The 18522-nt window shown below is 59.6% G+C and carries 19 protein-coding genes; 4 read left to right on the top strand and 15 right to left on the bottom strand.

Going from position 1 to position 18522, the window contains the following annotated elements; translation table 11 throughout:
* Positions 1 to 361: 361 nt before the first annotated feature.
* Positions 362 to 2245, top strand: coding sequence for a DNA helicase RecQ (gene recQ / locus Q0O99_RS01210; RefSeq protein WP_293747678.1), 1884 nt, complete (start codon positions 362 to 364; stop codon positions 2243 to 2245).
* Here recQ and soxA read toward each other — a convergent pair whose 3' ends face one another.
* The 8 genes from soxA to Q0O99_RS01170 form a co-directional block, all read right to left on the bottom strand.
* Entirely contained in the window at positions 2246 to 3103 is an 858-nt protein-coding gene (gene soxA / locus Q0O99_RS01205; RefSeq protein WP_293747675.1) for a sulfur oxidation c-type cytochrome SoxA, read from the bottom strand.
* A gap of 4 nt (positions 3104 to 3107) precedes the next feature.
* Positions 3108 to 3443 carry a thiosulfate oxidation carrier complex protein SoxZ gene (soxZ, locus tag Q0O99_RS01200; RefSeq protein ID WP_293747673.1) on the bottom strand — a complete coding sequence of 112 codons (336 nt, stop codon included), beginning with the start codon at positions 3441 to 3443 and terminating at the stop codon, positions 3108 to 3110.
* Between the two features lie 2 nt (positions 3444 to 3445).
* Positions 3446 to 3931 (bottom strand): thiosulfate oxidation carrier protein SoxY, encoded by a 486-nt coding sequence (locus tag Q0O99_RS01195; RefSeq protein ID WP_293747671.1) that lies wholly within the window; start codon positions 3929 to 3931, stop codon positions 3446 to 3448.
* Positions 3928 to 4338 (bottom strand): sulfur oxidation c-type cytochrome SoxX, encoded by a 411-nt coding sequence (gene soxX, locus Q0O99_RS01190; protein ID WP_293747669.1) that lies wholly within the window; start codon positions 4336 to 4338, stop codon positions 3928 to 3930. The genes Q0O99_RS01195 and soxX overlap by 4 nt, the downstream gene beginning before the upstream one ends.
* Positions 4335 to 6503: a molybdopterin cofactor-binding domain-containing protein gene (locus Q0O99_RS01185; protein WP_293747667.1), complete on the bottom strand. Its 2169-nt coding sequence runs from the start codon at positions 6501 to 6503 to the stop codon at positions 4335 to 4337. The genes soxX and Q0O99_RS01185 overlap by 4 nt, the downstream gene beginning before the upstream one ends.
* Positions 6500 to 6958: a (2Fe-2S)-binding protein gene (locus tag Q0O99_RS01180; protein ID WP_293747665.1), complete on the bottom strand. Its 459-nt coding sequence runs from the start codon at positions 6956 to 6958 to the stop codon at positions 6500 to 6502. The genes Q0O99_RS01185 and Q0O99_RS01180 overlap by 4 nt, the downstream gene beginning before the upstream one ends.
* 158 nt (positions 6959 to 7116) lie before the next feature.
* Positions 7117 to 7419 carry a type II toxin-antitoxin system RelE/ParE family toxin gene (locus tag Q0O99_RS01175; protein WP_293747663.1) on the bottom strand — a complete coding sequence of 101 codons (303 nt, stop codon included), beginning with the start codon at positions 7417 to 7419 and terminating at the stop codon, positions 7117 to 7119.
* Positions 7420 to 7422: 3 nt separating this feature from the next.
* On the bottom strand, positions 7423 to 7737 hold the full coding sequence (locus tag Q0O99_RS01170) for a hypothetical protein (RefSeq protein WP_293747661.1): 315 nt from the start codon (positions 7735 to 7737) through the stop codon (positions 7423 to 7425).
* A 184-nt stretch (positions 7738 to 7921) separates the two neighbouring features.
* On the opposite strand from Q0O99_RS01170, the gene Q0O99_RS01165 reads away from it, so the two are divergent.
* Positions 7922 to 8308 carry a hypothetical protein gene (locus Q0O99_RS01165; protein WP_293747659.1) on the top strand — a complete coding sequence of 129 codons (387 nt, stop codon included), beginning with the start codon at positions 7922 to 7924 and terminating at the stop codon, positions 8306 to 8308.
* Positions 8309 to 8337: 29 nt separating this feature from the next.
* On the opposite strand, the gene hppD is transcribed toward Q0O99_RS01165, so the two are convergent.
* The 4 genes from hppD to Q0O99_RS01145 form a co-directional block, all read right to left on the bottom strand.
* A complete protein-coding gene (hppD, locus tag Q0O99_RS01160; RefSeq protein WP_293747657.1) occupies positions 8338 to 9414 on the bottom strand; it encodes a 4-hydroxyphenylpyruvate dioxygenase in 1077 nt (358 codons plus the stop codon).
* Positions 9415 to 9718: 304 nt separating this feature from the next.
* Positions 9719 to 10699: a tripartite tricarboxylate transporter substrate binding protein gene (locus Q0O99_RS01155; protein WP_293747655.1), complete on the bottom strand. Its 981-nt coding sequence runs from the start codon at positions 10697 to 10699 to the stop codon at positions 9719 to 9721.
* A 61-nt stretch (positions 10700 to 10760) separates the two neighbouring features.
* Complete coding sequence (locus Q0O99_RS01150; RefSeq protein WP_293747653.1) at positions 10761 to 11960, bottom strand: CaiB/BaiF CoA-transferase family protein; 1200 nt, start codon at positions 11958 to 11960, stop codon at positions 10761 to 10763.
* A complete protein-coding gene (locus Q0O99_RS01145; protein ID WP_293747651.1) occupies positions 11957 to 12901 on the bottom strand; it encodes a hydroxymethylglutaryl-CoA lyase in 945 nt (314 codons plus the stop codon). Before Q0O99_RS01145 ends, Q0O99_RS01150 begins: the two co-directional genes overlap by 4 nt.
* Positions 12902 to 13017: 116 nt before the next feature.
* On the opposite strand from Q0O99_RS01145, the gene Q0O99_RS01140 reads away from it, so the two are divergent.
* On the top strand, positions 13018 to 15018 hold the full coding sequence (locus tag Q0O99_RS01140; protein ID WP_293747649.1) for an aconitase family protein: 2001 nt from the start codon (positions 13018 to 13020) through the stop codon (positions 15016 to 15018).
* Between the two features lie 15 nt (positions 15019 to 15033).
* Here Q0O99_RS01140 and Q0O99_RS01135 read toward each other — a convergent pair whose 3' ends face one another.
* The 3 genes from Q0O99_RS01135 to Q0O99_RS01125 form a co-directional block, all read right to left on the bottom strand.
* Positions 15034 to 15294 (bottom strand): DUF3297 family protein, encoded by a 261-nt coding sequence (locus Q0O99_RS01135; protein ID WP_293747647.1) that lies wholly within the window; start codon positions 15292 to 15294, stop codon positions 15034 to 15036.
* Positions 15295 to 15384: 90 nt separating this feature from the next.
* On the bottom strand, positions 15385 to 16128 hold the full coding sequence (locus Q0O99_RS01130) for a response regulator transcription factor (RefSeq protein WP_293747645.1): 744 nt from the start codon (positions 16126 to 16128) through the stop codon (positions 15385 to 15387).
* The gene (locus tag Q0O99_RS01125) at positions 16125 to 18008 is read right to left on the bottom strand and encodes an ATP-binding protein (protein WP_293747643.1); all 1884 of its coding nucleotides are present in this window, start codon (positions 18006 to 18008) and stop codon (positions 16125 to 16127) included. The genes Q0O99_RS01130 and Q0O99_RS01125 overlap by 4 nt, the downstream gene beginning before the upstream one ends.
* A gap of 230 nt (positions 18009 to 18238) precedes the next feature.
* Here Q0O99_RS01125 and Q0O99_RS01120 point away from each other — a divergent pair, with 230 nt between their 5' ends.
* The gene (locus Q0O99_RS01120) at positions 18239 to 18520 is read left to right on the top strand and encodes a hypothetical protein (RefSeq protein WP_293747641.1); all 282 of its coding nucleotides are present in this window, start codon (positions 18239 to 18241) and stop codon (positions 18518 to 18520) included.
* Positions 18521 to 18522: the final 2 nt, after the last annotated feature.

The following is an 18522-nucleotide window of genomic DNA, read 5'->3' as shown; positions in this document are numbered from 1 at the left end:
CATACTGCGGGTACACAGAAATCGTCGCCCGCCGCCGCCCCCTTCCAAACGCTGGTGGTGGTTGTCAGTCTTGCTGGTGGTGAACGCATTCCTTGCTGACAGTGACAAATGTCCTTGTTGGCAATAAACGCTGGCCGTGAGGGCGTTAGCCGCGCTGTCCATGGTCTTGTGTGGGTGGGTGAGGGCGGGTCCAGGGTGACGATTTGGGCGTACCCCCGCCGTATGAGGAACCCTGTGTCCGCCCTCACCCACCCACACCACACCTGCCAATCCTGAGCGACACCCAACCACACCACACCCGCCAAAATCAAGCCGCCCAATAGCGGACAATCACCCCTCACCCAAAGCTGTCACACCGAACGTGTCCCCCCACCTCCCCATCCTGCGCGAAGTTTTTGGCTACGACGCCTTTCGCGGCCCGCAGCAAGCCATCATTGACCATGTGGCGGCCGGGGGCGATGCGCTGGTGCTCATGCCCACGGGCGGGGGCAAATCGCTGTGCTACCAAATTCCGGCCATTGCGCGCCAGCGCGCAGGCCAGGGCATCACCGTCGTCGTCTCGCCCCTGATCGCGCTGATGCACGACCAGGTCGGTGCCTTGCACGAAGCCGGTGTGAGCGCCGCCTTCCTCAACTCCACCCTCACCAGCGAAGAAGCCAGCGACATCGAACGGCGCTTGCTGCGCGGTGAAATCACCCTGCTGTATGCCGCGCCCGAGCGCGTGACCAATGGCCGCTTTTTGGCCCAGATGGACTCGCTGATTGAGCGCGGGCTGCTGAGCCTTTTCGCCATCGACGAAGCACATTGCGTGAGCCAGTGGGGCCACGACTTCCGGCCCGAATACCGGGGCCTGACGGTCCTGCACGAACGCTACCCCGGCGTGCCGCGTGTGGCGCTCACCGCCACAGCCGATGCGCTCACGCGTGCCGACATCGTCGAGCGGCTGCAGCTGGAAAGCGCCGAGCTGTTCATCAGCAGTTTTGACCGGCCCAACATCCGCTACACCATCGTCGAGAAAAAAGAGGCCAGCACCCAGCTGCTGCGCTTCATTGAGCGTGAACATCCCGAAGAAGCGGGTGTGGTGTATTGCCAGTCGCGTAAACGGGTGGAAGAGATTGCGGCCATGCTGTGCGAGGCGGGTGTCCATGCGCTGCCTTACCACGCGGGGCTGCCCGCCGACATGCGCCAGCGCCACCAAAACGAATTCTTGCGCGAAGAAGGCGTGGTGATGGTGGCCACCATCGCCTTCGGCATGGGCATCGACAAACCCGATGTGCGCTTTGTGGCGCACCTGGACATGCCCAAAAACATCGAAGGCTATTACCAAGAGACGGGACGCGCCGGGCGCGATGGGCTGTCCTCAGACGCGTGGATGGCCTATGGCCTGCAAGACGTGGTGAACCAGCGCCGCATGATCGACGAAAGCCCGGCGGGAGAAGAGTTCAAACAGGTCATGCGCAGCAAGCTCGATGCGCTGCTGGGTTTGGCCGAAGCCACCGACTGCCGCCGTGTGCGCTTGCTCAGCTACTTTGACGAAACCTACCAAGGCCAAACCGAGAGCAGCCAGGGCGTGTACATGCCCTACTGCGGCAACTGCGACAACTGCCTTCACCCACCCGAAGTGTGGGATGGCACCGATGCAGCGCGCAAGCTGCTGTCCACAGTGTTCCGCACCCACCAAAGCAGTGGCCACCACTTTGGCGCGGCCCACACCATGGACATCGTGCGCGGCAAAAAAACCGAAAAAGTGGTGCAACGCGGCCACGAAAGCATCAGCACTTTTGGGTTAGGGGCCGAATACAGCGAGCAGCAACTGCGCGCCGTGATGCGCCAGCTGATCGCCATTGGCGCACTGCATGTGCACACCGAAGAGGGCTTCAGCACCTTGCACCTGACCGAAGGCTCGCGCGCCGTGCTGAAGGGCGACGTCCCGGTACAACTGCGCGAAAGCACCAGCCAGCGCAGCGATAAGAAAAGCCGTTCCCGCAGCGCACCTTCACCTGCAGCGGCCAATTTGGGCCAAGACGCGATGGTGCGCTACATCAACCTCAAGGCCTGGCGCGCCGAAGTGGCCAAAGAACACAACCTGCCCGCGTATGTCATCTTCCACGACGCCACGCTGGCCGCCATTGCCGAAAGCGCCCCGCAAAGTCTGGGTGACCTGCAAGGCATCAGCGGGCTGGGGGTGAAAAAGCTCGAAGCGTATGGCGCGCAAGTGCTGCGGGTTTGCAACGGCGCGGCTTGATCACTTGCGCACGGCCGGCACCTCAATGGGCAAGCCCTCACCGCGCCACATCAGGTACAGCGCCAGTTGGCGCATTTCCACAGCACCCCAAGGCGGGGTTTCGGCACGAATACCGGCATAACAACTGCGCAAGCGCCGCTCGAGCGAGCCCGGTTTTTGCCATTCCAAACGGTACACCGGGTAGCCATTGGGCTGCCCTTGACTCAGCGGGTCGGTGTACAGGCGTTGTCCAAAATTCTGGTCATGGCATTGGGCGCACGACAAATTCATTTGGCCTTGGCGCTGTGAAAACAGGGTCGCCCCCGCTTGCCAGTGGCCGCGCGCCGCACCGCCAATGTCCACCCGCAAGGGCATGCCTTTCGAGGCCTGCGTCACCAGCAAACTCATGCCCAGCAGGGCATCAGATTCGGGGGGCATGGCCGCCGCTTGTTTGTGCCGCGTGGTGCATTGGTTGATGCGGTCTTCCATGTTGAAAAGTCGCCCACTGGCGGCATCGATGGCGGGGTAACGCGTGGCCACACCTTTCATGCTGGTGGCCACTGCGCCGTGGCAACTGGCGCAGGATTTGCCGTTCGCGGCACTGGGCTGGCCCCAAGCTTGCGCCCCTTGGCTCAGCCACAGTTGGGCAGGGTTGGCAAACTCGTCGGCTTGCAAGGCTTGCACATCTTTGCCCGAATAATGCAGGCCCGATTTGAGCTGCGACAAAGGCAAGCTGCGTGCGGGTGGCATTGCCGTTTGCGCAGCCGCGTACCCACTCACACCCCACAACGCGATCAGCATGAAGACCCGCCAGCACACCTGGATCACGGTGCGCACACACCCTGCTGCGGGCATCGATGCGAACGCTCGAATGCCCATGCGCTCAGGCACTGGGCTTGGGCAAGACCGGCAAGGTTTGCCGCAAGCTGCCTTTGACACCCCGGTCATCGGTCCACTCCACAAGCATCTCGGCCGTTTGTTCTGCCCGCACAAAAAATTCAAACAAAGGATTGGCCGAAATTCCCGAAGAAGGCTCTACGCGGAACACCTCTTGCTGGCCCCAAGTGCATGTCAATGAACGGATCACATTGCGGGGCACCAATTTACCCAACAGGTCTTGCAGATAACCCGTGTCCATGGGGTGCTGCACCAACAGGCGGACTTTGACCACATCGCCCGCGAGGACGCGTTCAGGCCATTGGATGCGTGCGAATGCCATGGTCAGGAGGCGTCGACGCAAGCCGACTCGGTGACGATGATTTCCATCTGACCATAACGAAACTCGCCATTGGACAAACGCGCCAAAGCGACCACCTGCTGGGTGCCTGCCAAGCGCAGCCTGGTGCTGATTTCGGCGCGTCCGTTCCACGGACCCAAACGAAAAACTGCCATTTGGGTCACCGGATTGCGCTGAGACAACAGGTACAGGTGCGTCACATGGTCTTGCGGCGTCATGGGGCTTTGCACTTGCACCGTGACAGGCACCAAAGTGCCGTTGTCGGCCAACACGGGTGCCACGATCTTCACGTCTTGCTGTAACACCCGTGCGCCTTGTGTCAGGGGCGCCATCATTTGTGCCACGCTCAACAACTGCCCCGACGCCATGTCTTGAGCCATGCTGGGCCAAAACTGTGCGGCCGCCCCATAAAGTCCGGCCCGCAGCGCTTGCCGCAAGCCCTCGCGACGGGTCAATGTGGGCATCTTCATGGCGTGGCCTTGCTGGGCAAGAACAGGTAACTCAGGATGTCTTCAAGCCCCTGCGCCGTCAAAATGGTTTGCCCCTTGTAGGGGTTCGCCACCTTGTTCAAACCCTCGGTACTCAAATAGGCGGGCATGATGGTGTGCGGGTTAAAGCGCCGGGCATCGGCGATGCGCTCGCGGGCTTGATCTTGGGTGCTGCGCTCGGCCAAACCGACCAAAGACGGACCGAGTGCGCCACCCGCAGGCAAACCCTGCACTTGGTGGCACAGCACACAGCCGCTGTCTTGTCTTTGCAAAAGCAAGGCTTTGCCCCGCTCTGGCGAGGCCAAACTGACGGCCTCTGGCGTTTGCGCTGCGACACAGCCCGCGCTGCACACCAAAGCCCACACCCGCGCCAAGCCCAGCACTGTCATGCGCGCGCCAAAGTCAAGCCATGGTTTTTCAGAGGCAAGCTGCGGATGCGTTTGCCCAAAGCGGCTGAAATGGCATTGGCCACAGCAGGTGCCAAAGGCGCCTGGGCGGGCTCACCCACACCACCCCAGAAGCCACCCGTGGGTGCAATCACCACCTCGACCTTGGGCATTTCGTTCAAACGCATCATGCGGTAATCGTGGAAATTGGATTGCTCCACACGCCCATCCTTGATGGTGTTTTCACCCCAGAAGATGGCGGTCAAACCGTGCACCACGCTGCCCTGGAACTGGGCCACGATGTTGTCGGGGTTGACGGCATAACCGGGGTCAATGCCGATCACGATGCGGTGGATCTTGACCTCGTTCTTGGCGTTGATCGAGACATCGCACACGCAAGCCGTCCAGCTGCCATAACCGTCGGTGGCGGCCACGCCCCGGAACACACCCGGTGCCGGTTTTTTGTCCCACCCGGCTGCTTGGGTCACGGCCAGCAAGATGGCACGGTCGCGGTTGGCTTTTTCATTGTTGGGCAGCATGGCCAAGCGGTATTCCACCGGGTCTTTGGAGGCCGCCTGGGCCATCTCGTCAATGAAGCACTCGCGCCCAAACGGGTTTTGTGAATGCCCCACGGTGCGCCAAAAACCCACGGGCACATTGGTGTTGCGCTGGGCATAGTCCACCAAGGTGTTGGGAATGTCATAGGGGTGGTCGTTGAAGCTGGCCACGGCCTGACCGTCCACACCTTTGGGCAAGGGCAGTTTCAGCAAGGTGGCCAAGATGGACGGGGCGCTGACACGGATGTGCAGCGCCTCGGCTTTGCCCGTGGCGCTCAAGCCCGCCTTGAAACGCATCAGGCTGGCTGGACGGTACAAGCCGTGCTGAATTTCCTCTTCGCGAGACCACAGCATTTTGATGGGCTTGCCAGGCATGGCCTTGGCAATCGTGACGGCTTGGCGCGTGAAGTCTTGCGGGCTCTTGCGGCCGAGACCGCCACCCAATTGCATGGGGTGCACTCTCACATTGGCCTGGGGCACACCGGCTGTTGCCGCCGCCACGGCCAAAGTGGATTCCGGGTTTTGCGTCGAGCACCACACATCGAGTTGGTCGCCCTGCAACCAAGCGGTACACACCATGGGCTCCATGGTGGCGTGCGCCAAATAGGGTGTGAAGTACTCGGCCTCGATGACCTTGGCGGCTTTGCTCATGGCGTCAAGGGTGTTGCCGTCGTTGCGGGCCACCGCCAGTTCAGGTTGATCCATACCGGCTTTGAAGTGGGCCATGATGGCGGCGCTGCTCAAGGTGCCGTGCTCGCCCACATCCCAGTCCACCGCCACATCGCGCAGCGCTTCTTTGGCGCGCCACCAGTTGTCGGCCACCACCGCCACAAAGGTGCCCAAATTCAACACCTTGACGATGCCCCTGCGGTTTTCCACCTTGGAGGCGTCCAGGCTTTTGATGGTGCCGTTGAACACCGGTGAAGCCGCAATGGCCGCGTGCAGCATGCCCGGAACTTGCGCGTCGATGCCGTACTTCACACGGCCGGTCACGATGTCGGGAATATCCACACGGGGAATGGACTTGCCGATCAATGTCCAGTCTTTGGGGTCTTTGAGCTTGACGTCTTTGGGGGCTTCCAACTTGGCAGCCGCTGCAGCCAGTTTGCCGTAGCTGAGCGTCCGCTTGCTGGGCACATGGGTGACTTTGCTCAGCGCGGCCTTGCACTCGCTGGCGGGCACGCCCCACTGCTGGGCAGCCGCGGCAATCAGCATCTCGCGCCCGGTGGCACCGGCTTTGCGCAGGTATTCCTGCGAATTTCGGATGGTGCGGCTGCCGACCGAAGCCATGTCGCCATAGGCGCGTTTGGTGCGCAGGTTTTCATGCGCCGTGGCGTACTCGACACGCACTTTTTTCCAATCGGCCTCCAGCTCTTCGGCAATCATCATGGGCGCAGAAGTTATGCTGCCTTGGCCCATTTCTGCACGGGCGTAGCGGATGACAATCGTGTCGTTGGGCTCGATTTCGAGCCACACATTCAGCTGGGGCGTTGCGGCCGCCTGCGCGCTTTGTGGAACGAAAAATCCCATCGATAAGCCCGCCGTAGCGGTGCTGGAGATCTTCAAGAAATGGCGGCGGTCCATGCCGTTGGTCAGGTCTGGGGTGCTCATGCGCGGGTCCCTTTCTTGGCGGCGGCGTGGATCGCGGTGCGCATGCGGGCATAGGTGCCACAACGGCAGATGTTGGTCATCGCGGCGTCGATGTCTTCGTCGGTGGGTTTGGGCTTTTTCTTGAGCAAGGCCACGGCAGCGAGCATTTGCCCGCCCTGGCAATAACCACACTGCGGCACTTGGTGGTCAATCCAGGCTTGCTGCACGGCATGCAACTTGCCCTTGTCGGCCAAGCCTTCGATGGTGATGACCTTTTGCCCCGAAGCGCCCGAGACCGGGTAAGTGCAAGAGCGCACCGGCTCGCCATTGAGCAGCACCGTGCACGACCCACATTGGGCAATACCGCAGCCGAACTTGGGGCCTTTGATGTCGAGCTCGTCGCGCAAGGCCCATAACAAGGGCATTTCGGGTTCGACATCCAGCGTGTGGGATTTGCCGTTGACGTTCAGTTTCATGACGGGGGACTCCTTGTGTGCTCAGCAACAGCTATGCACTGTGGCGAGAAGACCCCTTTTGTGCAACCATGAAACAACTCAAAGTTTGCTAAAAAGGTGTTAACAAGTCACATCCGAGACTTTTGCTTCAAGCCCGTCTGAAAGCCATTAGCGCCGCTTCAAACCTCTCCGTCTTGGTAGCCAGCTTCGCGCTGGTGGCGAATGCGGGCGACCATGACCCGGTCCAAGGCATCGTCCCACGCATAGCGCGCCAGATAGCCGCTGCGTCGGCGGGCGATGATCAGTTCACGCAAACCACCTTCCACAGGGCGGCCAATGCCGGGTTGATGCGTCAACACTTGCAATGCATCCAGGATGAAATCGAGCAGTTCCCCAGCCAATGGGTCTTCGGACTCGTGCAAAAACGCTTCCAGGCGCAGCAAATCTTGGAATGCCGCTGAGCTTAGAAATACGGTGCTCACACCTCAACCCATTTTTTTCGGTTGCAAAGGCGCAGGCGGTCCGCTCTGCCCCTGACGATGTTCTTTGAGTTGAGAAAAATAGAGACGAACATCGTCCAGTGCATGGCCTTTGCCGGTGGCCTTCATGACGGCCAGTGCATCGGCCGAGTCTTGTGCAAATGTTTGCCGCAAGCGCTTGCGCTGTGCGGCATCGGCCAGCGTGCTCACCATGAAAGCGTGCAGGCTCATGCCCATTTGCTTGGCATCTTCTTCGAGCTGAAGTTTGAGCGCGCTGGGCAGCTTAAGGCTGGTGGGAATGCTGGCAGGAACAGCGGGCATGACAAGCTCCATTCAATGGTAGTCAGAAGTGACTACCAAGGTGGATTTTACACAGCCAGTGATTGAGCGTTGACGATTCGCAGGAGCTCATAGTCAAAAGTTGTCAATCCTATTAAGTGAAAAAAATAAATATATTAGAATAAAGTATAAAAAAATATCTCATTTCACCATCTAGGGAGACATCTTGAACCTTCTCACAAAAACCGCGTCTATGCTCTTACTTGTAAGTTCTCTCGCGCAAGCTCAGACCGCCGACAACTTACACGGCGGATGGATTGGAACAACGAAATCACCGAGTACTGCTCATGAACTCCAGATCCAAGTGAAGATTTCGGACTTGGGCGGAACTTGGCGATACGTTAGCGCAGCACAACACAAAGCCACTTGTCTCAATCGCGATTTCCCACTGTCGATCAAGCCAATGCCAAACGCAATGATGATTTTCAACGTGGATGGTCCGAGTGTTGTTACTGGCTGCCCTTCATTCGTCCTGACGCTTGAACGCACAGACGAACTGACGCTCACGGGCACCTTCAAAGACGGAAGGCACGTCGTTCTGAAAAAGCAGTAAACGCTCTACCATCCTGTTCAGTTGCCCACTCACTCCACCACAATCGCCCCCCGCCGAATCTGGTCGCGCTCCAGGCTTTCAAACAGCGCCTTGAAGTTGCCTTCGCCAAAGCCTTCGTCGGCTTTGCGCTGGATGAATTCAAAGAACACCGGGCCCAGCAGGGTTTGGCTGAAGATTTGCAGCAGCAGGCGCTTCTCGCCGTTGGCAATGGAGCCGTCCATCAAAATGCCGCGCGCCTGCAACTCGGCCACGGGCTCGCCGTGGCCCGGCAGGCGTTCTTCGAGCATGTCGTAATAGATGTCGTTGGGCGCGGTCATGAGCGGGATGCCGGCCATCTGCAGCGCGTCCACGCTTTTCAAGAGGTCATCGGTGAGCAGCGCAATGTGCTGGATGCCTTCGCCGTTGAACTGCATCAAAAACTCTTCGATCTGGCCACCGGTCTTGCCCGATTCTTCGTTCAGCGGGATGCGGATCATGCCGTCCGGCGCCATCATGGCCTGGCTGGTCAGGCCCGTGTATTCGCCCTTGATGTCGAAGTAACGGATTTCCTTGAAATTGAAAAGCTTTTCATAAAAGCCGCTCCAGTACGCCATGCGTCCTTTGTAGACGTTGTGCGTCATATGGTCGATGAGCTTGAGGCCGTGGCCCGGCGGGTGGCGGTCCACGCCGTCGATGAATTCAAAGTCGATGTCGTAGATGCTTTTGCCGTCTTCGAAGCGGTCGATCAAATACAAAGGCGCGCCGCCAATGCCTTTGATGGCGGGCAGGCGCAACTCCATGGGGCCGGTGGGCACATCCACCGGTTGGGCGCCCAGTTCGAGGGCTCGCGCATACGCCAGATGCGAGTCTTTGACGCGAAACGCCAGCGCGCAGGCACAAGGGCCGTGCTCGGCGGCAAAGTACCCGGCCAGGCTTTTGGGCTGACGGTTGACGATGAAGTTGATGTCGCCTTGGCGGTAGAGCACCACGTCTTTGGAGCGGTGCTTGGCCACCAGCGAGAAGCCCATCTGCTCGAACAGCGGCTCCAGGGTGTGGGGGGTGGGGGATGCGAACTCGACGAACTCGAAGCCGCACAGGCCCATGGGGTTGTCAAACAAATCGGTCATGAAAATCTCCAGCAGTGAACAGGGCCACGCTGCAGGAAGAGCATGACCCGAATTGATATCGGTCAAACAAAACAAGGGGGGAGTTGCAGGTCGGTGGCTTCAGCCCCGACATGACGGTGGTGGAGCGAAAACACGTCGGGCCTGAAGGCCCAACCTACAAGAAAAGCTTCAAGCCTGCGGCGGTGCGCAGGGCTTGCCCCGCGTGCTGCGGGCGAGGTGGATGCCGAAAATCAATACCTGTATGGCCATGGGGAGTGATGGTCGTCGCCTGAGAGTCAAATGTCAAGCGACGAACCCGTTGGCCTTATTGCGGCTCGATGCCGACTTTCTTGACCAGCGCGGCAAAGCGCTCCATTTCACTGCGGAAGATGCGCTGAGCGTGCTCGGGCGTGCTGATGGCGATCGTGTTGCCCTGCTTGGCCATGACTTCCTTGACGGCTGGGTCATTGAAGGCCTGCACCAGGGCATCGTTGACCTTTTTCACCGTGGCAGCGCTCATGCCCTTGGGGCCGAGCACACCAAACCAGGCATCGATCACGTAAGTGGGCAAGCCCTGCTCCACAAAAGTGGGAACGTCTGGCGCAGCGGCGCTGCGCTTGTCGCCGCACATGCCCACCGCCTTGAGCGCGCCACTCTTGATGTGCTGTTGCACGCTGGGCAAGGCCAACACGGCAAAGTCAATTTGCCCGCCCAACAAGTCAGTGACCATGGGGCCCACGCCTTTGTAAGGGATATGGCGCGCCTTGACACGGGCTTCGTCCACGAACATCTCGGCGGCCAAATGCAAGATCGTGCCCGTACCGCCAGAGCCGAAGTTGTAACCATCCGGCTTGGCACGCAGGGCGGCAATGAATTCACGGCTGCTGCTGGTGGGTATTTTTTGCGGGTTCGCCACCAACACCAGGGGCGTGGCGCCCAGCACCGCAATCGGTGTGAAATCGGCGGGCATTTCAAAGGGCAGGTTTTTGATGACGCTGGGGAAGATCACCACATTGTTGGACACCACCGACAAGGTCAAGCCATCGGGCGGGTTTTTGGCCATGGCCTGCAAACCGATGACGCCACTGGCACCGGCTTGGTTTTCCACCACCACATTGACGCCCAAAGCCTTGCCAATGGCAGGTGCGGCGGCGCGCGTGATGGCGTCAACGCCCGAGCCCGTGGCGTTGGGCAAGATGAATTTGAGGGGGCGGTCGGCTTGCGCCCACGACAGGCCCGGAAATGCCACCGCGGCGGCCGATGACAAAGCGGCCAATGCGGCACGGCGTGTGATGTTTTGCTTCATGGTGTGTCTCTTTCTTTTTTAGGGGGAGGTGGGGTAATTTACAACATGCGGCTGCGTTGACTCAGGCCACGGCCTTGAGCGCGCGCAAGCGCTCGATCTCTGCATCACTCAGGCCCAAGCCTTGCAACAGTTCATCGGTATTTTCACCTTGATGGGGCGGCTGGTGGCGCACACCCAAACGTTGCCCGTCCATGGTGAAGGGAAAGAGCGCCGCACGGGCCATCTGACCCGCTTTGGGGCCGTCGGTCAGGCGCACATCGGCCAGGCCTCCGGTAGCCTGAAGGTGCGGGTCGTCAAACAGCTCTTCGGGTTTGACAATAGGCGCAAAGGGCAGGCCCGCTTTTTCAAAAATCACGGTCAACTCGGCAGCGGTGAAGGCTTCCAGGCGGCGGCGCAGATCGGGCAACAACTCGGCACGCATGGACACGCGTGCGTTGTTGTCGCTGTATCGGGCGTCGGCTTTGAGGTCGGCAAAGCCCAGCACATCACAAAAGACAGCCCACTGCGCGTCGCTCACTGCCGCCAAAAAGATCTGCTCACCGTTTTTCACGGTGAACACGTCGTACACCGCCCAGGCCGAGATGCGGTTGGGCATGGGTTCGGCCGCCTTGCCGGTGATGGCGTACTGCAGCATGTGCTGACCGACCAAGAACACGTTGTTTTCAAACAGCGCCGACTGGATCTCTTGCCCGCGCCCGGTGATGCCGCGCTGGATCAGCGCACCCAGCACACCAATCGCACCAAACATGCCGCCCATGATGTCGTTCACGCTGGTGCCTGCGCGCAGCGGGTCGCCGGGGCGGCCTGTCATGTAGGCCAGGCCCCCCATCATCTGCACCACCTCGTCAAGCGCGGTGCGGTGGTCATACGGCCCGGGCAAAAAGCCTTTGAGGCTGGCATAAATGATCTTGGGGTTGGTGGCCGACAGGCTGGCGTAGTCCAGGCCGTACTTGGCCATGGAGCCGGGCTTGAAGTTCTCGGCCACCACGTCGGCCGTGGCGCACAGGCGGCGCGCCATCTCGGCCCCTTCGGCACTTTGCAGGTTGATTTGGATGCTCTTCTTGTTGCGGTTGAACATCGGGAAGAACCCCGCGCCCGAGCCCAACAAATGCCGGGTGCGGTCGCCCTCGATGGGCTCGACCTTGATGACCTCGGCCCCCATGTCGGCCAGCACCATGCCGCAAGTCGGCCCCATGACCATGTGGGTGAACTCGACGACGCGCAGGCCTTCGAGCGGGAGTTTCTTGTCGGAATTGTTCATGCCGTCATTTTTTCAGGGCGCAAGGTCTTGGGCAAACCCGCCTGCGCGATCGAACCGTGCAGGCACTCGCCTGCAAGCCACTGCGCCACCTGGGCGCGCAAAGCGATGATCTGACCGAAATCAATGCCGGTGGCTATGCCCATGCTGGCCATCAAATACACCAAATCTTCGGTGGCCACATTGCCACTGGCCCCGGGCGCATGCGGGCAGCCGCCAATGCCGGCCAAGCACGCGTCAAAACGGACTTCACCTGCTTGCAGCGCGGCCATCACGTTGGCCAGTCCCAAGCCCCGCGTGTCATGAAAATGACCGCAACCCAGCGTGTCGCCCGCCACCTCGCGGGCTTTGGCAAACAGCTCGCCCACCTGACGCGGGTCGGCATAGCCCACGGTGTCGGCCAAGCCGACGCGGTCCACGCCCAAAGCGACGACCGCCTGGAGCAAACGCAGCACCTCATCGACAGCCACCTGCCCCTGAAGCGTGCAGCCGAACGCGGTGCTCATGCCGACTTCGATGCGGATGTTGGAACCCCGTGCCCGTCGAGCCTCCACGATGGCCCCGATCTCGGCCACCACGTCATCCGGCGCTTTGCGCAAGTTGGCCAGACTGTGCGCGTGGCTGGCTGATAAGGGCAGCAGCATCCAGTCGGCGCCGCTGTCCATGGCGCGCTCGGCCCCCTTCAGGTTGGGCACCAGCACCGACACGACCAGGCCCGGCAGGGTTTTGGCAAAGGACACCAGTTCGGCGGTGTCGGCCAACTGGGGCAGCAGTTTGGGCGGTACAAAGGAGCCGACTTCGATCTCGCGGATGCCCGCGTCGTAAGCGCCTTGAATCCACTGCAGTTTTTGTGCAGTGGGCAAGGTGCGGGCCATGCTTTGCAAGCCGTCGCGCAGGCCCACTTCGCGCACCGTCACGCGCTGGGGCCAATGAAATACCGTCATGTCCAATGTCCTTTGAGGGGGAGAGCGAAGAGTTTAATGGCTGGCATCGCTCATAGAATTCAATTTTCTCTTTGACTACGGGGTGAAGCATGCCTCACGCACACGACCACCCGCCCATGAACACCTTTCACTGGAAGATTCTTTACCTCAGCCAAGACCCTGGCCTGATCCGCCGCCAACTGGCGGGCGAGACCCTGACCCGCGAACAGGCCGGGCCGCTGCGCGACGATGTCTCGACCGACGAGATCACGCCCGTGCACATCATGAGCCATTACGACGACAGCTTGGGCGACTTTGCCCACACCGGGCTGCGCTGCGGCCATGACAACCCCATCGAACGCCGGGCTCTCAGGCAAGCGGGCTTTGCGGTGCTGGTGGCTGGAAGGCGCTACGGCAAGGGCTCGTCGCGCGAGCACAGCCCCACCGCCGAAAAACTGGCGGGTGTGCAGCTGGTCATTGCCGAGAGTTTCGAGCGCATCTACCGCCAGAACGCCGACAACATTGGCCTGTTCACCTCGACCGATTTCAGTCTGCTGGCGCGCATCGAACGGGGTGAGAACATCACGCTGGCCGACCTGGTACGGGGGCGAGAAGCACTGGCTGCGTCGGTTTTAGAAGCGGGTGGTTTGCTGCGCTGGGGGCAGCGGTTTTTGGCGAGGGCACATTCGCCCACAGGGGTGGACTCCTACAAGGAAGACCGCACGCGATCGGTCGCCAGCCAAGCAAACGGCCCTCAAACGCTGTTTGAAAAAATCCTGCTGTGCCACCGCCTGGCAGCGCCGCACACCCCCGCAAAGCCGCAACCGGGTGATGGTCTGTTCGTGCAGGCGGACTGGCGCTTCATCCACGAGTACTACACCGGCATGGCCGACACCTTGATGCAAAACGCACTGGGCGAGCACTTCACGCTGCAGCGCCCAGAGCAGATCGTGGTATTTGAAGACCACACCTCGTATGTCGATGAAAGCCCGGCCCATGTGCGTGGTGGCCTGATCGCCAACATGCACGCCATGCGCCAGGCGCAGCGCAATTTTGCCGCGCGCCACGGCCTGCGCATGCACCGCACCCTGACCGAAGCCGAAGTGCTGTTGGACGACGGCCGCAACGTGGCCGGCATCTCGCACGCCATGGTGGCCGAGCACTATGCCCTGCCCGGCCAAGTGGTGGTGGGCACCGACTCCCACACACCGCACAGCGGTGCTTTGGGTTGTGTCGCCTTTGGTGTGGGCACCACCGACATGGCCAATGCCTTTGTGACCGGGGCGGTGCGCGTGACCCTGCCCGAGTGTGTGCGTGTGGCGCTGCAAGGCCAGCTGCCTGCGGGCTTGACCGCCAAAGACCTGATGCTGCACCTGCTGGCCACGCCCTACATCCGCAGCGGCAGCGGGGTGGGCAAGGTGTTCGAGTTTGCGGGCGGGGGCATTGCCCACTTGAGCACCGACGAACGCGCCACCCTCACCAACATGTGCGCCGAGCTGGGCGGGCTGACCGGCATCGTGGCGCCCGATGCCGAAACCCTGCGCTTTCTGCGCGAACGGCGCGGTGTGGACGCGGTGATTGAAGACTGGATGCACAGCGACGATGGGGCGCAGTACGCCCACCACATGGCGGTGAACCTGTCCACGCTCAGCCCTATGGTGGCGCGGCCCGGCGACCCCGGTCAAGGCTTAGCGCTGGTGGACTTGCCAGAGCGCGTGCGCATCGACATCGCCTACGGCGGCTCGTGCACGGCGGGCAAACGCGAAGACTTTGACCACTACCACAGGGTACTTTCTTGGGGCCTGAAAAACGGCCTGAAGGTGCCCGAAGGCGTGCAAGTGTTTTTGCAGTACGGCACCACCGCCGTGCGTGATTACTGCTTGGCCCAAGGCTACGACAAGACTTTCGCCGCTTTGGGCGTGCGGATTTTGCAGCCCTCGTGCGGGGCCTGCGCCAACTGCGGACCGGGTTCATCGACCGATGCGGCGCAAGTCACCGTGAGCGCCATCAACCGCAATTTTCCGGGTCGCTCAGGCCCGGGACAGGTCTGGCTGGCCAGCCCGCCCACAGTGATGGCGAGCGCTTTGGCGGGAGAATTGATCTCGTTTGAAGCGTTGCAGCGGCGTACCCCGCCGTGAACGCTGCCACAAGACTCAGCGGTAAAACGCTTCGACCTGGCCTTTGATTTTGATCAACAGGGGCTGGCCTTTGCGGTCCAACGTCTTGCCGGCGGGCACGCGCACCCAGCCTTCGCTGATGCAGTATTCCTCGACATCGTTGCGGTCCTTGCCATTGAAGCGGATGCCAATGTCGTGCTCGAACACGGCGCGCACATGGTGCGGGCTGCGGGCGTCGATGGACAGGCGGTCAGGCAATTCGGGGCGGGGTTCGGCGGCAAGGGGGGTATCGGTCATGGGCTTGAACTTTTAAGACCTACCGAATCTATACCAAAACTGAGCCGTTTGACGGATTTTGTCGAACGACCGGCGCTGCATGGGTGGCCCTCAATGCACAAAATGGATCCGTACACACAGCTGGTAGCCCACACCCCAAACCGATTTGATGGCTGGCTCGTCGCCTTCGGCCTGGACACTTTTGAATTTTTTGCGCAGCCTGGCAATCATTTCTTCGAGGGCGTGCTTGCTCATCGAGCTGTCGTCATTCTCCTCGGTGAACAAATCGCACAAAACACCCGATTCCAGGGTGTTGTCCTTGGCCTGGATCAGCGCCAGCAAAATGGTTTTTTCCTTGCTGGTCAAACGCAGTTTTTGCGACTGGTTAGGTTCCAGCAAAGTGCGATCACGCAAACTGAGTGACCACGCCTTGGTTGTCTGGGCCTGATTCAAACGGCGTCCCAGATTGAGCAACACCAACACCAGTTCGTCCGGCGAAACAGGTTTGGTCAGGTAAAAATCGGCCCCGCCTTGTTTGTAACCCGCGATCCGATCGTTCAACGCGACCCGGGCGGTCATGATCACGATGCCAGCATCCGGTCGCGATGCCCGCACCCTGCGACAAAGGCTCAAGCCATTTTCTCCAGGCAAGTTCAAGTCAATCAGGTAAAGGTTAAATGCAACGCGGGCAGTCAGGTCATCCAAACCCATCGCGCTGTTGGCGGCATGCACCTGAAAACCGTGCGCCGTCAAGTGCACTTCAATCTCCTCGCGCAGCAAGCGGTCGTCCTCCACCAGTGCCACCACCAAGGGCGAGATCGAATCTGCGGACTCTAACGAAATAGGGGGGTTCAATGCGGGATCCTGACTTCAAAAACCACTTCCTGGTCTGTGTGCAGATAGCTGACGGTGGCACCCATCTTTTCGGCCGCCGAATGGACCAGACTCAAGCCAATGCCCATGCCAGGATGGTTCTGGAAATTGGGGTGCCGGTAGTAACGCTCAAACAACCGGTTTTCGTCAGGCAGGCTCTCCTTAGCCACACAGTTGCTGATGCTGAAGCAGGTCATGTCGGGTGTTTCATGGCCAATGGTGATTTTGATTTTTCCATCGGTTGAATATTTGACCGCATTGCTGACCAGGTTTTCCACAATGAGGGCCAAAAAATGCGGGTCGGCACGAAAAAACGCACCCTCTTGAATGCGCAATTCAAACCGGTCTGCATTTTGATACTCTTGCATGACCACGTTCATCAATTCCTGCGCCGAAATCTTTTCCGCAGAATCACGCACATCGTGGCGCTCGATTTTGTTGGACAAGGCCACATGCTCGATCATCGCATCCATTCGGTTCACCGAAGCATCGATGCGCTGGACACGCTCCATCGAATCTCCTTGTCCTTTGGCGCCCATCTTCAGTGAGGCCAAGGCAAATTTGATGGTGCTCAACGGCGTCTTCAACTCATGGGTCAGCATGTCAATCAGATCTCTGCGTTCCTTGAGTTTTTCTTGGTGGGCTTTGGACTGCGCCGCTTCCATCTGAAAGCCCTGCAGCTCTTTCAGTTTCTCGATCTTGCGGTTGGATTTTTCAGTCGCGACAATCCAAAAAACGGCCATGCCAATGGGCACCCCATTGAGCCGCCAGTCTCCAATGGATTGAAACATGGTGATTTGCGCCAGATCGTCCGAAAATCCGTACGTGGCCAAGACCCCCAGCGTGGCGAGAACCAAAAAAACAGACCAGCCTGTCAACAAGATCGTTCGCAATTTGGGCGGGAAGTTTTGAGATGACAACACGCCCCACAACTGCACCATTGAATTGATCCACATCACCACAAAATTGATCTTCAATGCCGAATCGGTATGTCCTGTCACCAACCACAAAAGGTTCATGCCACAGGCCATCAACAGGGCCATCACCGCTTTGGGATAGAAGGGCGCAGGACGGCATGCCCGCAGGGCCGCCCAGCCCAGCAGGATGACGAAAGGCACACGGATGACTTGCCCCAAGTTGCTCATGTGATTGACGGTTTCGGCCGCCAGCATCGGCAACCACTGGGCCAACAGACCGGTGTTGGCGGCGATCATGAACACCGCCGACGCCTGAAGCCAGCAAAACACGTGCAGCAAGACCGAGCGTTCCAGAAACAGGAAAGCGAGGGACAGCACCAGCACGGCGACCCCCAAGGTCAAAGACACCGTCATCTGCTGGATGCGGCCTATGGCATTGGGCATCACCTGTTCAGAGGAAACAAGGGCGGTATGGACCACCCTGACCGTGTCGGTCTGTATTTTTAAATACGCGGTGACCGGGCTGCCTTCTGGCGCGTCGAACGAAAAACAGTACAGGTCATCCGGGCAGTTTTTCCATGACTTGACAAAACGGTCGCCGCCTTGTTGTGCCACCCATTGCCCGTTTTCCTCAACATAAAACGTCAGCTGATCCAGGGAATACGGCCCCACCCTGAGGACCAAACGCTCCCCGGGAGTGGTCTGTGCCGCATCCATCGCCGATGCATCCGCTTGTATTTGCAGCCGGATCCAGGTTTCGCCTTTCACAAACCCCAGTCGAAGCTCACCTTGATAAGGTTTGAAGTCCAGCAACTGCGCCGCTTCCAGGGTCCGGGTTGGCGCCTCATCATGGTGGAACGCGGTGTCGATCCGAAAGCGTGCATCGGCCGCATGCACAGACACTTGGCAAAACAACAATAAGAACAGAGAGAACAGGTACTTCATGGTTTGGCCAAATCATAGGAGCTTGGGCTGGATAAAACCGCAACCTGTTGAAAAGGCGGTGGATTTGTCACCTGAAGTGAGAGCAATTGTGAGCTTTCACGGCGTCGATACAACAACGGGCCGGTTCTTTGTGAGGATCTGTGCGCTTCTATGAATTTTGGTGTGAAAACCCACAGTGCAAACAGTTAGATTGCAGTCCACCTTGTGCTTATTTTTTCAGGACTCACACCATGGCTACTTTTCAACAATTGCAACAACAAAAAGCCGAACTGGATTTGAAAATTGCCCAGTCATTGGATGCAGCCAAAAAAATGTCAGAAGAGTTGGAGCAAGCCCTAATACGCCACGAACAAGTCGAAACAGGCGCAAAGCAAATCATGGCGCTGATGGACAAGTACAACCTGAGCAAGGAAGATCTTTTTCCAAGTCCGTCATCCTCCAAATCAGTGAACATGCCACTGAAAGAAGCCAAAACGCTGGCTGAAATGCGTCAGTATTTCAACCGCCGCTGACC

Source organism: Limnohabitans sp. Rim8 (assembly GCF_945901735.1).
Classification (GTDB): Bacteria; Pseudomonadota; Gammaproteobacteria; order Burkholderiales; family Burkholderiaceae_C; genus Limnohabitans_A.
The sequence above is the reverse complement of the archived record's forward strand: the minus strand, read 5'-3'. Positions and strand labels throughout refer to the sequence as shown.

What these genes read in the sequence shown, in the direction of transcription:
- Q0O99_RS01135 (WP_293747647.1), bottom strand. Translation starts at nt 15,294, where the DNA reads ATGACCGATACCCCCCTTGCCGCCGAACCCCGCCCCGAATTGCCTGAC.
- Q0O99_RS01125 (WP_293747643.1), bottom strand. Translation starts at nt 18,008, where the DNA reads ATGAAGTACCTGTTCTCTCTGTTCTTATTGTTGTTTTGCCAAGTGTCT.
- Q0O99_RS01155 (WP_293747655.1), bottom strand. Translation starts at nt 10,699, where the DNA reads ATGAAGCAAAACATCACACGCCGTGCCGCATTGGCCGCTTTGTCATCG.
- Q0O99_RS01185 (WP_293747667.1), bottom strand. Translation starts at nt 6,503, where the DNA reads ATGAGCACCCCAGACCTGACCAACGGCATGGACCGCCGCCATTTCTTG.
- Q0O99_RS01170 (WP_293747661.1), bottom strand. Translation starts at nt 7,737, where the DNA reads ATGCCCGCTGTTCCTGCCAGCATTCCCACCAGCCTTAAGCTGCCCAGC.
- soxA (WP_293747675.1), bottom strand. Translation starts at nt 3,103, where the DNA reads ATGGGCATTCGAGCGTTCGCATCGATGCCCGCAGCAGGGTGTGTGCGC.
- soxZ (WP_293747673.1), bottom strand. Translation starts at nt 3,443, where the DNA reads ATGGCATTCGCACGCATCCAATGGCCTGAACGCGTCCTCGCGGGCGAT.
- Q0O99_RS01180 (WP_293747665.1), bottom strand. Translation starts at nt 6,958, where the DNA reads ATGAAACTGAACGTCAACGGCAAATCCCACACGCTGGATGTCGAACCC.
- soxX (WP_293747669.1), bottom strand. Translation starts at nt 4,338, where the DNA reads ATGACAGTGCTGGGCTTGGCGCGGGTGTGGGCTTTGGTGTGCAGCGCG.
- Q0O99_RS01150 (WP_293747653.1), bottom strand. Translation starts at nt 11,960, where the DNA reads ATGAACAATTCCGACAAGAAACTCCCGCTCGAAGGCCTGCGCGTCGTC.
- Q0O99_RS01140 (WP_293747649.1), top strand. Translation starts at nt 13,018, where the DNA reads ATGAACACCTTTCACTGGAAGATTCTTTACCTCAGCCAAGACCCTGGC.
- hppD (WP_293747657.1), bottom strand. Translation starts at nt 9,414, where the DNA reads ATGACCGATTTGTTTGACAACCCCATGGGCCTGTGCGGCTTCGAGTTC.
- Q0O99_RS01120 (WP_293747641.1), top strand. Translation starts at nt 18,239, where the DNA reads ATGGCTACTTTTCAACAATTGCAACAACAAAAAGCCGAACTGGATTTG.
- Q0O99_RS01145 (WP_293747651.1), bottom strand. Translation starts at nt 12,901, where the DNA reads ATGACGGTATTTCATTGGCCCCAGCGCGTGACGGTGCGCGAAGTGGGC.
- Q0O99_RS01195 (WP_293747671.1), bottom strand. Translation starts at nt 3,931, where the DNA reads ATGAAGATGCCCACATTGACCCGTCGCGAGGGCTTGCGGCAAGCGCTG.